Genomic DNA, 13366 nt, shown 5'->3' with positions numbered 1-13366 from the left:
TTTGATAACTTTTAAAAATAAATCCATCCATAATTGAATATTGTCTTATTTGCAAATGGATTTAATGTATCCCATGCATGACCTTCTGCAGAATATATTGTGCTCTGACTAGTTGATGAAGCTGTTCCTGTATACAGTCTTCCCCCATTAGTCGTAACACTTTTTCCATCTCGTGTATAGTTTACATAGGCTTGTTTAACATTTTTTCCTTCAGTTAAACTATATCCTGCATCTGATGGAATTTTATAATTTGGTCTAAATTGAATATAACCAGTATAGTATAACTGTACTGTTTCTTTTGACCATGCAATGTTAACATCTTGTGCAAATGCAGTTGTGCCGATTAAAGCACTTAATAACATTCCTGTAGCTATGGCTCTTTTAATTATTTTTTTTCTTTTCATTGGAAGTATCCCCTTTCTAATTGCAGTGCACCGTTTTGAAAATTTTGTAATATTACTATATATTTATAATATGTAATTTTTGTTATAATGTCAATATTTATTAAAATATATTTTTTTATGTAATTTAATACAATAATTTAACTGGAATAACAATTACATTTAATCCATTTAATTTATTAAATGGATTTTATTTTTTTTATTTAATTTTCTTTACTTTCAATATTTTTTTGTGTAATATATTTACATGGATGTATTTATTATAGTCAATTTCAACTTATTGGAGGTGAAGTATTAAAGTGGTTGATACAATGCCAATAGAATATATGAAATCTCAAAATACTGGAGTTAAATTAGAAAATGAAAATGAAAATAAAATTATTCAACCAATTACAGTAAATGACGATAACGAAGATTTAATAACAATTCAAAATATGTACTAATAAAAAGGATTTTCTTAATTTAATATAGTATGGAAATTTCTTCTTTTAAAATTTTGAATATTGTGATATTTCATTTAATTGCAAAGGACCCTACGATAAATAGGTTTTTTATAGGTTTATCATTGATTACAGTGACAGTGAGAACTTTTTATAATAGTTTTGTTCATTGTCTTTCTTTCCTTTCATTGGATATAATTAGTCTTTCGCAAACCTATTATATTTCTAAGGGTTGAGAAATACAATGTTCATATAACTTAACAAAACGTGTATTATTGGAAGGAGGTGGAAACATGAAAAAATATGAAGCTCCAATAGCTAAAGAGATAGCAATTCCTGCAGCATTAGCTGCAGATGTAGGAACTATGACTGCTAAATAGAAAACTTATTAACAGGCAAGCTATTATAGCTTGCCTGTTTCCCAAATATTAAATGAGATGAGGGTTTAAAATGAGTACCATAGAGATTAAACAGAGGGATATTATCATTAATACAGATGAGATATTGGAGATATTAGATTATGAAAATAAAGACCTCATATTTCTTGGAGGTTCATTAATTGAGGGAAGTATTAATAAACTTTCTAAGGGTATGGGTAATAAATTGTCTGATATTGATGCCTTTATACTATCAGACAACATAAATAAAGTGGAAAAATCTTCACAGGACTATGACTGGGAACATTTGAGGGTTAGATTTAAAAGGCTTCATGGCATAAGTGTAGACATTGAAATTTATTCAAAGCAGCTTATTTTAGACTTAATAAAACAGCTTAATGAATATAAATTCAACGATGAAGTAAGAACATTCAATATTTTAAATCTTCCTAGTAACTTTGGTATATTAAATTTTACTTCCTTTATCCATAGATTTTTAAATGGACAACCAATCCATAATGAGAAGCTCTATGATGAAATAAGAAATAATCTTAATGAAGATAATTATTATAAACTGCTTACTAGACTGGCGGTTAATAATGTTGATATAAAATATGAGGATGTTGTTGGAAATATTGAAAGTGGACAAATGGAAGTAGCGGTGACTACTGCAAGAGAAATATTGCTGGAAACCATAAAAGCGTATGTTTTTTATAAGAAGACTTCTTTGGATAGAGACAAATGGATTCCTTTAAAAATAAAAAATCTGGCTGAATATGATGAAGATTCACAGGAAGTATATAGGAAATTTAAAAAGTTATATTTTGAAGAAAAACTGGATAGTGATAAAAGTTTAAGGGCAAATGCTGAAAGAATAATTGACTTTTCTAATGAAATCATAAATAAAATTGGACAGGAAGGTGGAATTTAGCATGAATACTAAGGTGTATAGAAGGAATATTACATTCAGAGTAAGAACTATAAGCAAAAGGAATATATTGTTTGGAGAATCTAAGTGCTTTGAATTAAATCAGATTGCTTTAATGATTTGGAATGAACTTAATGGAGAAAATACCTTTGATGAAATAGTGTGTAAAATTTCCAAAGAATATAATATTGACAAGGATATCGTATCCAAGGATGCTAAAAATTTCATTTATGAAATGGTAGGCAAAGGTGTCATTTTAGAAGGTGAGTAGTTTACATGGAGAATAACTTTGTAATGAAGACAAATGAGCTTTCTTTATGGATCAGTACTGTTATGATAGCATTGCTGGCATATCTACTGGATATAAGGTATGCAGTAGTACTTATTTTCTGGATAGTAGTTATAATTTTTGTCGGAAATGCTAAAAGATTTTATTCTGACTCACACTATGTGGTTTCAACTATTATAAGAAGGAGTATGTATGTAGTACCATTCCTTTTGCCATTACTCACTGATTTCACCATAGATTTTAGGTGTGAATATCTGGTACTATGGTGTTTTCTTGGTATTATGGTAGGAATACTGATGATTTTACCCAAGAAAAGTCATTGGGAAATAATACTTTCCAAAGAAATAATTGAAACCATGGCAAAAAGACCAAAAAGTGATTATTATACCCAGATGTATATGCTCATAGGTGCTGCCATAGGTGAGGAGATTTTTTTTAGGAATTTTGTCATTGGCTACATAGATAACGTACCTTATGTGGTTGCCATATTCCTAAGCTGTGGACTGTTTTTTCTTAATCACTTTGGTGTTAAATGGAACACTTCATTCACGATGTATGACTATATTATTCAGATTGTATTTGCCATTATAAGTTCCATAATTTTTATTACATCAAAGTCAGTTTTACCCAGTATTGCTGTACATATAACATATAACTTTCCATCTATGTTACTGGTTATAAAAAGTTATATTTATCATTACAGTTCTCAATGATATTTCAGAATTCTAAAATGTAAATTTTATTACAATAATTATAATAATTAGAATATAAATGAGGGATTAAAATGCAAGCGATTATATTAGCAGCAGGTATGGGAAAACGTTTTAATGAGTTAACTGATAATTACCCAAAGTGCATGATAGAAGTTGATGGACAACCTTTAATATACCGTATGCTGTCACAGTTGGATGTTTTGGGCTTAAGCAGAATCATTATTGTGACAGGTTACAGTGGAGAGCAGTTAATAAATTATGTTAAGTCACTGGATATCAGGACTCCCATAGTATTTTTAAAAAATAATATGTATTTTAGTACAAATAATATTTATTCACTATATATTGCCAGAAAATTTATGACCAGGGATGATACATTACTTTTAGAATCAGATTTAATTTTCGAGCCGCTAGTGCTTCAGAAGCTAGTTTACAATAAAAATTCCAATGTGGCAGTACTTTCAAAATACGAGTCCTGGATGGATGGAACTGTTGTTAAGCTTAATGATGACAATTCCATAGTAGACTATTCTAATGCACAATACATTCTTGATTATGAGAAACACGAATACTTAAAAACAGTTAATATTTATAAACTAGATAAGGATTACTGCACAAATTATTATGTCCCCTATTTAGAAAAATATCACGAAGCAAAGGGTACTGGTGATTATTATGAACAGGTGTTTAAAACCATACCTATACTTGAAGAAACAAAAATTTACGGATATTGCTTGGTAGAAGAGTTGTGGTATGAAATTGATACTAGACAGGACATGGAAAATGCCAAGAAAATTTTCAAAAATACATCCCTGGATAGAATAATGAAAAGATACGGAGGTTATTGGGAATATAAGGATATTGTAGATTTCTGTTATCTGGTAAATCCATATTTCCCTAAAGACAACCTATTAAGTGAAATGAAAGATAATTTCCAACAGTTGATCTGTTCATATCCCTCAGGAATGAATGTAAACTGCCAGCTTGCAGTTAGATATTTCCCCTTAAGCAGTGATAAAATCTGTATTGGAAACGGGGCAGCTGAGTTAATACGCGTACTATTCAAATGTATTGACGGTAATGTTGGCATACAACTACCTACATTTGATGAATATGTAAGATGTTCAGAACATATTGTAGCCTTTCATATAAATGGTAATTTTACATATGATGAAAAATCCATTATGTCATTTTATGAACACAAACATATTAAAAACCTAGTTATAATCAATCCTGATAATCCCTCTGGAAATTATATTAAAAAGTCAGGAATAATAGCTCTTGCACAGTGGACTTATAAAAGAGACATACGCCTCATTATTGATGAATCTTTTATAGATTTTGTTGATGCTGAAGAAAATGTAACTATGATAGACAGAAATATACTTGAAAAATATCCCAACATTATTGTAATTAAAAGTATATCTAAATCTTATGGAGTACCAGGTCTTCGATTAGGGATTATGGCAAGTGGAGATGTTAATCTTATAAAAAAGATAAAATATGAACTGCCAATATGGAATATAAACTCTTTTGCCCAGTTCTTCCTACAGATATATGAAAAATATGACTCAGATCATAAAGAGGCAATAAGGAAGTTTTATAAAGTGAGACATGACTTTTATAAAGAATTAAGTAAAATTCCACAGTTAAGGCCTCTGTCATCACAGGCCAATTATATTATGTGTGAAGTACTAGAAAAGCATTCCTCAATAAATTTGGCAAGAATATTGCTTAACAAATATAAAATCCTTATTAAAAATTTGTCTGAAAAACAAGGAGTAGATGGAAGACAATTTATAAGACTGGCTATAAGGACACCCGATGAAAACAGAAAATTAATTGATGTTTTAAAGAAAATGCTGATGAGTAAGGAGGAAAATTACTGAAAACATCTAATATTTTTTAGTTTTCAGTAACTATGAATAATAATGAAGGAAACATGGAAACAGATATGGCTAAGAAAAGGAATGGCAGAAGGAAGCATTGAGGATATGCTTGCCTTTGATGGATATGAAAAGACCAAAATTGACATGAAACAGGTGGCTATGAGCATAATAAAGGAACTGGATATAAAAAAAGATGACAGGGTTTTGGAAGTAGGCTGTGGTGCAGGGGCTCTGGCACAGTATCTTCAATGTGATTATGTAGGAGTGGATTATTCTCCAACCTTAGTAAAAAAGCATATTAAGTTTCTTGAAAATTCAGTATTGACTGGTGAAGCTGATAATCTGATTTTTAAAGACAAGACCTTTGACAAGGTAATTGCCTATGGAATATTTATGTATTTTAATGATAAAGAATATGCCCAAAGAGCCATAAGTGAATTCAAGCGTGTTGCCAAAAAGGGAATTTTACTTGGTGATTTACCTATGAAATCTCATAACAGTGATCATCTGCTGTTTTCAAAGGAAGAGTTTGAAGGATGGAAAATTACAGAAGGATTTTATGATCCTTACAGGGATAAACGCTTTAATGCTACCATGCTCATGGAAAGTTTTGAATAAAGGAGTATAAAGTAAACTTTATGTATAATAAAAGTGTTGATAATAAGATAATGGAACTTGCTGAAAAATATAGGGAAATTGAGTATGAAGTTCCCCACAGATTAAAGGATAAGTTAGCTACATTACCTAATATGGGATTTATAATTATTACTCCTGATTCCATAAAAAGAGGTATAACAAAAGACATAATTGAGTATTTAGGAGAAGGACTTCATATAAAGTTTTGTGCTGCAAAGGTAAAAACCTTGACATCAAGAGATATAGAGATCTTATATAAGTATTCATTTAAAAGAAAAATTCTTGAAGGTCAGCCATCTTATTGGTGGCTTATGGATGAATGTCTTCAGATAGGTCCAAGTATGGGGCTTATTTTATATTCAGATGACTTTAAGGGAAAGTTTTTCAGTAATGAAATGGTAAAACTTAAAGGTGAATATGGTGAAAATAATAAAGATAGTCTTACCATACGTGGGAAATTTCAGTCTTTTAGTAGGTTACTTAATGTTATGCACTGTTCTGATGATATTTTTAACGTACTTAGGGAATCATCAATTTTTTTTAATGAAGAAGAAATAGAAAAAATTATGGTACAGTGTCAGAATAAAAAATTTTATGAACCTTCAGTTATCAGTAGTCTGGTAGATGGAAGTGAATCAATTCCTGAGAGTCTGGTGAAAGTTAAAAATAACATTGTAACAAGAATTCATGCTATTAACATCATCAATGGTAATGATATTATTAAAATAAATAATGCAAGACTTATGAACTTAAGTTTTAAGGATTTTAAAATTGAGATTCAGAGCTATGGAAATGAAATTAATAGACAATGTTTAAGCTCCCTGTATTTATTATATATTCTCAATGGCAGGGAAAATATCAATATGGATATAGTTGAATACTGTATAAAAACTTCAAATATATGCCTAAATGATTTTGAAAAGGTAATTATTAAAAATATTTCAACCTTTAAAAAATGGAAACAATATGAAGTATGTGATCATGAAGAGTAAATGCTTCAAAATCATAAAGAACTTAATGGTGATACTATGGAAAATATGAAAAATCTTATTATTATCCATTTGGAGAGTTTGAGTAATATATTATACTTTAAAAATAAAATGCTTTTTAATCACATAAATAAGATATCCAATATATGCATTAATTATAATAACTTTTATGCATCAAGCACATCTACTATAATGAATATTGCCGATTTATTTTTTGGTGATATGAGGCAGTACGAGTCCTCTTCAAGTATAAATAGTCTTTCCAACAGTAATATTGTGTGTGAATCACTGTTTACAGTAATGGACAGGGCAGGATATTCAATAAAAACTATTTTATACCCTCCTTGGAATAAGGAGGATTTAAACAACCTGGAATATATCACTGGAACTGCATCCTATACTAAAACCTATGAGGAATTTAAGAACTTGATATCAGGAAGTATTATTAATGACAATCCCTTTGCATTGTATATTTACAATGGTTTAAGTGGGATTTCTTTCTTAAATCAGGATAAGACAAAGGATTGGTCAGATTGCTGGGATGAGGGATATGTCAGTTGTGATGATACTGTAGGATATATATTTAAATTACTAAATGATAAAAAACTCATGGATCATACTGTAGTTATAATGTTTGGAGATCATGGAGATGATTTCTGGACCCATTCATTTAATTCAGGTTTCTGCCATTGCATAGAACCTTATGCCAGCATGATTCATACTCCGTTATTTGTATACAGTCCAGACATTCCAACAGCATATGTAAATGACATCGTTAGTACCAGTGATATTAGAAACCTTGTACTTTCCATGCTCCCTATAGAATATGATAATTGTTGTGAAAATTATATTTATGACAGGTATAGAAGCAGTAGAAAATATTCACTATCTAGGAACCTGTTTGTAAATCAGGAGGACTGTAGCGCACTGTTAAAAAAAAGCTATTCATTGTCCAATGGGTATTATAATTTACTGGTTTCCAAGGATGGTCTGGAATTTTACTTTGAACCCTGTGATATGACAAACCATTGTAATTTACTATGCTTTTACAATATGAATAAGCAGGGTACCCTTAGTTTTAAAGAAGATTTTATTAAAATGCCCAGTAACCATTTTAATAAAGCCATGGACTGCAGGCGTAAAAAGGAAATAGAACTTGTCTTTTATGAAATGAGAAGACAGCTCATTGCTGAAGTTGTAAGAATGTATAAAACTGTTAGTAATAAAGAACTGAGCTGGCAGAAAGAACTAAACTTTAATGAAATTAATTACTCAGATTTCACACATTAAATTTATAGTATGAAGATAAAAAATATGTGAAATTTGAGGTCATTTAAATAATTATAAATGTAATCAGAAGGGATGTGTAAATTTTGAATAATTGTGAAATTCCCCAGCACATAGGTATACTCATGGATGGAAATAGAAAGTGGGCTACAGCAAGAGGCTTATCTAAAAAGGAAGGGCATTCTACAGGAGCAGAGGTTTTTAAAAAGATAGCGGTTGACTGTGCGAATTTAAATATTAAATATCTTACCACTTATATGTTTTCACTAGAAAACTGGAACAGAAGTAAGGAAGAAGTCAATAACCTTTTAGAAATACTACTAGACATCTTTTATGACTATGAATACTTCGTAAAAAATAATATAAGGGTAAGGATTATCGGTTCAAGGAAGGGTTTGGACAGCAGTATTATTTCCTGTATTAAAACCATAGAGTCAGAAACTTCAGCCTGTAGTAGAATGAATTTAAGCATTGCATTTAATTATGGTGGAAGAAATGAAATTGTGGAAGCCTTAGATTCAATTCTCATGAACATGAAAAAACAAAACATGTACAGAAGTGTGACAGAGAAAATTATTAATCAACATATGCAGTCAAAAGAACTGCCGGAAGTTGACCTGATTATAAGAACTAGTGGAGTTAAAAGATTAAGTACATTCCTTTTATGGAAAACATCCTATTCAGAAATAATATTCATTGATAAGTACTGGCCTGATTTTACTAAAGAAGATTTAATTGACTGTATTTCTGTTTACAATAAAAAGAAAAGAAGATGTGAACGATAAACTGTTATAAGTAATATTTACAATGAGGGAGGAAAATTATAAATGGAGTTGTATGAACATTTCAAAAATTACTATAATAAAAATGAAGAAAAGCTGCATCACTGTGTTTATGATATTGTAAAAGAAAATATACAAAGGTCATTTTTAGGACATACTAAATTACTTCAATACCTTAAGGAGCCATACTTAAATTCATTTTTCGGAGGAAAGCACCTTAGGGGAATACTAGTTTGCATTGGTTTTCAAATGTTTGGAGGAAACATTAATAAGGATGTAATATCAGCTGGGGCTGCCTATGAAGTATTTCAGACATCCATACTGTTACATGATGATATTATTGATAACAGTGATGAGAGGCGGGGAAAGCCTTCCTTACATAAATCCATAGAAAATCTGGGCAATAGCAGGGAAAAAGCAGCAGCAATGACCATATGTCTCGGGGATTATGGCCTGGAGATGGTTTATAAAATAATTATGGAAACTGGCTTTAGCTGTAAGACAAAACTGGATGCCATGGCTAGTCTCAATGAAAATGTAAGTAATACCATAATTGGACAGATGATTGATATTGAACTGGCTGATTACTACCATGAGGACAAAATTGACATTGAAGAGAGAATACTTGAAGTAGCTAAATATAAAACTGCTTATTACACTGTTACAGGTCCAATGACCTTAGGTGCTGTACTTGCAGGTGCAGATCATAAAAGTAGTGAACTTTTACAGAACTTTGGACAATATCTGGGAATAGCCTTTCAAGTACAGGATGACATAATTGGAATTTATGGTGAAGATACCGGAAAGCCTACTGATTCCGATATAAAGGAAAATAAGATAACAGTTTTATTTCATTATGCAATGAAAAATAGTAGTGAATGTTCAAAGAAAACACTTATTTCATTATATGGTAATAAAAATATAACTAGTAATGAAATAGAAGAGGTGAAAAGAATATTTATACAGTGCGGTGCACTAGAATATGCCTGTAATATAAGAGATGAGTATAAGAATAAGGCAATAGATATACTGAATCAAATTACAGTATGCAAAGAAATAAAGGATGTGCTACTGGATACTATTGAGTTTTTAATAAACAGACAGAAATAAAATTGAAAGTGAGATGGATTATATGGAAAATAGTTCTATTATACAGAAACTGCCTAATCATATAGGAATTATTATGGATGGAAATAGAAGATGGGCTTCTGAAAATGGTACATCTTTACTTGAAGCATACAAAATGAGTATAAAAAGGGCCAAAGAAATCTGTCTGGCTTGCATGAAGCTTCATATTAATGAGTTAACCATTTTTGCACTATCATCAGACAACTTGAAAAAAAGTTCTTGTCAGATGAACCTTCTGTTACAGCTATTTAGAAATACATTTGTTGAAGACAGTGAGTTTCTTAATGACAACATAAGGATTAAATTTTATGGCTCTAGGAAAAATCTTGATGATGATATTGGGGAAATCATGGATAAAGTTGAAGAAAGAACAAGCCTATATAATGGCTTAAAACTGTCAATTGCATTTAACTACGGCGGTAAGGATGAAATAGTTGATGGATTTAATTCAATCATTGAAAAGGTAAATAATAATGAACTTCAATATGATGAAATGAACGAGGACACCTTTGAAGGTTTCTTATGGACAAAGGATATGAAGGATCCGGATATGATTATAAGTACAAGTGGGGAGCAAAGGACCAGTGGCTTTTTATTATGGAAAGCTTCATATTCTGAATTGTTTTTTTTAGACAAATACTGGCCGGATTTTATTGAAGAAGACCTTATAGAATGTTTAAGTGAATATGATAAAAGGGATATAAACAGAGGGCGCTAGCCTGTAGTTTGGGAGGAATAAATGGTAATTAATATTTTAGGAACAGATGGGGTGGGAAAGACAACCCATATTTATAGGCTGAGAAATGATATTGAAGAAAGTTTTGGTATAAAAACTAGGGTCATATGCAAATCAGACATGCTTAATACAGATAATTTTCCTGAAAGCCAGTTTGTAGGAGTGTCGTATGAGACACTGGCAGTGGAATGTCTACCAAGGATGAAAGGCTACAGCAGGGCCATGTGGTTAATGTATATGTTTTCTGTTATGCTAGGAAGATATAAGCCACAGGATGATGAAATAATTCTTATGGATGGTTTCTGGCAGAAGCATTATGGAACTGAAAAGGCACTAGGCGTTGACGGAGAGTGGATTAAAAAAACTGCATCCATGTTTCCAAAAACTGATTTCATCCTGTTTCTGGATATGGAGCCTGAGAGAATCATTGAACGTGGTGGCAAGAAAATAAAACCTTATGAATGTGGGCTTGATTTGCAATGTAGCCTAGAATCCTTTTTAAGACATCAAAATAAAGTACGTGAAAACCTGAAGGAATTAATTAAAGGATGTAATTCTGTGACCATTGATGCAGACAATGATAGGGAGTGTATATATCAATGTATAAAAAAAGAAGTTTTTTCTCAAGTTATAAAAAAATTTCCTGACGCCGGTGAAAAATTCAATAAGTGTGTACAACCATTATAATTTACTAAATATGAAAGGAGAAATCTATATTGGAAATTAAAAGAATATTGTTGGTAGAACCCATGAAAGGGAGCAAGCATAATAATTTAATTATCAGGGAAGGTAGCTGTGTTACAAGTGGCAGTCCTATTGTCCTTCGTGAACCAATTGCCATAGAATATTTAGGAGGATATCTTAAAAATAAAGGGTATGAAGTTATAATAATCCAGCAGGGAAATCTGTCTGATGAACAGATGGTAGATAAAATCATAGAATGTAAACCAGATGTGGTTGGAATGTCAGTACATGCTACATACATTCACAATTATTCATTAAATATAGCCAAAAGAATTAAAAAGGCTGATGATAGAATATACATTGTATTTGGAGGAAATCACCCTACAGGAAATCCATATCTCTTAGAAGATAATAATGTGGACTATGTAATTATGGGAGAAGGAGAAGAAGTATTCTATCAGTTATTGTTAAGATTATCTGATAACGGGGATGTTTCAGATCTTAAAGGCATTGCCTGGAGGGATGGAAGTGGAAAAGTCATGGTAAACAATGTAGCCAATCGTCTGGATTTTTCTAAGATACCATGGCCATTAAGAAATCAAGAAATCATAAGTGATTGTAAATGTGGTCCGTTATGTTATCCTACACCTGATAGGCAGACAGGGGCTGCACAAGTAAGTTATTCAAGGGGCTGCTCTGGCGGATGTGAATTTTGTGTTTCCAACTATTTATGGGGTAAGAAGTTAGCCTATAGAAGGATTGAAGATGTCATGGCAGAATTAAAATATCTGAAGGATGAATATAATGTGAATTTTTTCTATCTTACAGACCTAACCTTTAACTCCAATAAGAAAAAAGCCATGGAATTTTGTAATGCAATGATAGAAAGTGGGCTAAATTTATCATGGTTTGCATACTGTAATGTACATTTGGACAAGGAACTAGCTGAACTTATGAAGGCTGCAGGATGCACAAGAATAGGATTCGGACTTGAATCTGTTGTGGACAGCGGACTGGAAAAGATTAAGCCTAATCAGAACTTTGATGCCATGGCTGAGACTCTAAAAATCACCAGTGATTTAGGCATATTTAACAGATGCTATTTAATGATTGGGTTTCCATGGGAGACAGAAGAGTATATTGAGAAAACAAAAGAGGCAATAAAGCATCTTTATATAGATCAGATAAGGGTAGGTTTTGTAGTACCATTTCCCGGCACTAAGATATTTGATGACTGGGAGGATATAAGGGATAAGGATTTATCAAAGTATACAGGGGACATGCCTGTTGTTAAAAATAATAATATATCACCGAAAAGATACCTTGAAATCAGGGACAATATGTTCGAGGAATTCTATGGTAATAAAGCCTATTGGGAGAGATGTGAGAAAAAAATACACAGACATCAGTATCTGAAGGAAAGCTATGAATACTTCTCTAAATACTTAAAGGATAATAGAGTAATTTCTGGGTAACTGTGTGCAAAATGAATGTGGAGTATGAAAATATATTTTTAGGAACGAGTAACACTACAAAAATAATTGAAATAAAGAAGTTCTTTCAGCTTAATAGCAGAAAATATAAGATTCATGGTGATATATTAAAAATGTCTGTTGAAGAATATGGGAATACCTTTACTGAAATATCCCAGTGGAAGGCTGTAAAATATTCTGAAAATTTCTTAAATAAATTGATTATATGCGATGATTCAGGACTGTGCATTGACTGTATCGGAGGGAAACCTGGAATATTTTCAGCCAGATTTCCTTATGATGGAGTTTCAAAGGAAGAACGGTTAAAGGCTATGATAAGACTTTTAAAATCAGAAGGGGATACACAGAGAACGGCAACCTTTTATTCAGCAATATCTTTAGGATTAAGTGGGAAAATACTTTTCAGTGCATTAGGAACCTGTAGTGGAAATGTAATACTTGAAAGCCGTGGGAAAAATGGATTTGGTTTTGATTCCATATTCATTCCTTATAATTGTGGCAAGACCTTTGCTGAAATGTCAGTTGTTGAAAAATTAAATGTGTCCCACAGGGGAAAAGCCTTAAAAAAATTATTATCATGTCTGGAGGTATAGT

General features: G+C 31.4%; 15 protein-coding genes. 14 read left to right on the top strand and 1 reads right to left on the bottom strand.

The window, feature by feature from the left end:
• Nucleotides 1-11 precede the first annotated feature (11 nt).
• Nucleotides 12-404 carry a hypothetical protein gene (locus B3630_RS11750; protein ID WP_346898362.1) on the bottom strand — a complete coding sequence of 131 codons (393 nt, stop codon included), beginning with the start codon at nucleotides 402-404 and terminating at the stop codon, nucleotides 12-14.
• A gap of 296 nt (nucleotides 405-700) precedes the next feature.
• On the opposite strand from B3630_RS11750, the gene B3630_RS11745 reads away from it, so the two are divergent.
• The 14 genes from B3630_RS11745 (at nucleotide 701) to rdgB (ending at nucleotide 13365) form a co-directional block, all read left to right on the top strand.
• Entirely contained in the window at nucleotides 701-844 is a 144-nt protein-coding gene (locus B3630_RS11745) for a hypothetical protein (RefSeq protein WP_346898360.1), read from the top strand.
• Between the two features lie 447 nt (nucleotides 845-1291).
• On the top strand, nucleotides 1292-2149 hold the full coding sequence (locus tag B3630_RS11740; protein ID WP_346898358.1) for a hypothetical protein: 858 nt from the start codon (nucleotides 1292-1294) through the stop codon (nucleotides 2147-2149).
• A 1-nt stretch (nucleotide 2150) separates the two neighbouring features.
• The gene (locus tag B3630_RS11735; protein ID WP_346898356.1) at nucleotides 2151-2417 is read left to right on the top strand and encodes a PqqD family protein; all 267 of its coding nucleotides are present in this window, start codon (nucleotides 2151-2153) and stop codon (nucleotides 2415-2417) included.
• A gap of 5 nt (nucleotides 2418-2422) precedes the next feature.
• Nucleotides 2423-3148, top strand: a complete 726-nt coding sequence (locus tag B3630_RS11730) for a type II CAAX prenyl endopeptidase Rce1 family protein (RefSeq protein ID WP_346898354.1) — start codon at nucleotides 2423-2425, stop codon at nucleotides 3146-3148.
• Between the two features lie 71 nt (nucleotides 3149-3219).
• On the top strand, nucleotides 3220-5037 hold the full coding sequence (locus B3630_RS11725) for an aminotransferase class I/II-fold pyridoxal phosphate-dependent enzyme (protein ID WP_346898352.1): 1818 nt from the start codon (nucleotides 3220-3222) through the stop codon (nucleotides 5035-5037).
• A 42-nt stretch (nucleotides 5038-5079) separates the two neighbouring features.
• Nucleotides 5080-5655 (top strand): class I SAM-dependent methyltransferase, encoded by a 576-nt coding sequence (locus B3630_RS11720; RefSeq protein ID WP_346898350.1) that lies wholly within the window; start codon nucleotides 5080-5082, stop codon nucleotides 5653-5655.
• Between the two features lie 20 nt (nucleotides 5656-5675).
• Nucleotides 5676-6665 carry a nucleoside-diphosphate kinase gene (locus tag B3630_RS11715; protein ID WP_346898348.1) on the top strand — a complete coding sequence of 330 codons (990 nt, stop codon included), beginning with the start codon at nucleotides 5676-5678 and terminating at the stop codon, nucleotides 6663-6665.
• A complete protein-coding gene (locus B3630_RS11710; protein WP_346898346.1) occupies nucleotides 6666-7952 on the top strand; it encodes a sulfatase-like hydrolase/transferase in 1287 nt (428 codons plus the stop codon).
• A gap of 83 nt (nucleotides 7953-8035) precedes the next feature.
• Complete coding sequence (gene uppS, locus B3630_RS11705) at nucleotides 8036-8734, top strand: polyprenyl diphosphate synthase (RefSeq protein ID WP_346898344.1); 699 nt, start codon at nucleotides 8036-8038, stop codon at nucleotides 8732-8734.
• A 42-nt stretch (nucleotides 8735-8776) separates the two neighbouring features.
• Complete coding sequence (locus B3630_RS11700; RefSeq protein WP_346898342.1) at nucleotides 8777-9841, top strand: polyprenyl synthetase family protein; 1065 nt, start codon at nucleotides 8777-8779, stop codon at nucleotides 9839-9841.
• A gap of 22 nt (nucleotides 9842-9863) precedes the next feature.
• The gene (gene uppS, locus B3630_RS11695; protein WP_346898340.1) at nucleotides 9864-10577 is read left to right on the top strand and encodes a polyprenyl diphosphate synthase; all 714 of its coding nucleotides are present in this window, start codon (nucleotides 9864-9866) and stop codon (nucleotides 10575-10577) included.
• A 180-nt stretch (nucleotides 10578-10757) separates the two neighbouring features.
• The gene (locus B3630_RS11690; protein ID WP_346898338.1) at nucleotides 10758-11282 is read left to right on the top strand and encodes a hypothetical protein; all 525 of its coding nucleotides are present in this window, start codon (nucleotides 10758-10760) and stop codon (nucleotides 11280-11282) included.
• A gap of 62 nt (nucleotides 11283-11344) precedes the next feature.
• A complete protein-coding gene (locus B3630_RS11685) occupies nucleotides 11345-12754 on the top strand; it encodes a B12-binding domain-containing radical SAM protein (RefSeq protein ID WP_346898336.1) in 1410 nt (469 codons plus the stop codon).
• Nucleotides 12755-12765: 11 nt separating this feature from the next.
• Nucleotides 12766-13365 (top strand): RdgB/HAM1 family non-canonical purine NTP pyrophosphatase, encoded by a 600-nt coding sequence (gene rdgB, locus B3630_RS11680; protein WP_346898448.1) that lies wholly within the window; start codon nucleotides 12766-12768, stop codon nucleotides 13363-13365.
• Nucleotide 13366 lies beyond the last annotated feature (1 nt).

It is taken from the genome of Clostridium sp. UBA7503, from assembly GCF_002477055.1.
Taxonomy (GTDB): domain Bacteria; phylum Bacillota; class Clostridia; order Clostridiales; family Clostridiaceae; genus Clostridium_J; species Clostridium_J sulfidigenes.
Note: the sequence above shows the minus strand (reverse complement) of the source record. Positions and strands in the feature narration are given on the sequence as shown.

Bases quoted from the DNA above. Each gene is read 5' to 3' on its own strand.
- B3630_RS11750 (WP_346898362.1), bottom strand. From the start codon at position 404: ATGAAAAGAAAAAAAATAATTAAAAGAGCCATAGCTACAGGAATGTTA.
- B3630_RS11740 (WP_346898358.1), top strand. From the start codon at position 1,292: ATGAGTACCATAGAGATTAAACAGAGGGATATTATCATTAATACAGAT.
- B3630_RS11735 (WP_346898356.1), top strand. From the start codon at position 2,151: ATGAATACTAAGGTGTATAGAAGGAATATTACATTCAGAGTAAGAACT.
- B3630_RS11730 (WP_346898354.1), top strand. From the start codon at position 2,423: ATGGAGAATAACTTTGTAATGAAGACAAATGAGCTTTCTTTATGGATC.
- B3630_RS11725 (WP_346898352.1), top strand. From the start codon at position 3,220: ATGCAAGCGATTATATTAGCAGCAGGTATGGGAAAACGTTTTAATGAG.
- B3630_RS11720 (WP_346898350.1), top strand. From the start codon at position 5,080: ATGAAGGAAACATGGAAACAGATATGGCTAAGAAAAGGAATGGCAGAA.
- B3630_RS11715 (WP_346898348.1), top strand. From the start codon at position 5,676: ATGTATAATAAAAGTGTTGATAATAAGATAATGGAACTTGCTGAAAAA.
- B3630_RS11710 (WP_346898346.1), top strand. From the start codon at position 6,666: ATGCTTCAAAATCATAAAGAACTTAATGGTGATACTATGGAAAATATG.
- B3630_RS11700 (WP_346898342.1), top strand. From the start codon at position 8,777: ATGGAGTTGTATGAACATTTCAAAAATTACTATAATAAAAATGAAGAA.
- uppS (WP_346898340.1), top strand. From the start codon at position 9,864: ATGGAAAATAGTTCTATTATACAGAAACTGCCTAATCATATAGGAATT.
- B3630_RS11685 (WP_346898336.1), top strand. From the start codon at position 11,345: ATGAAAGGGAGCAAGCATAATAATTTAATTATCAGGGAAGGTAGCTGT.
- rdgB (WP_346898448.1), top strand. From the start codon at position 12,766: ATGAATGTGGAGTATGAAAATATATTTTTAGGAACGAGTAACACTACA.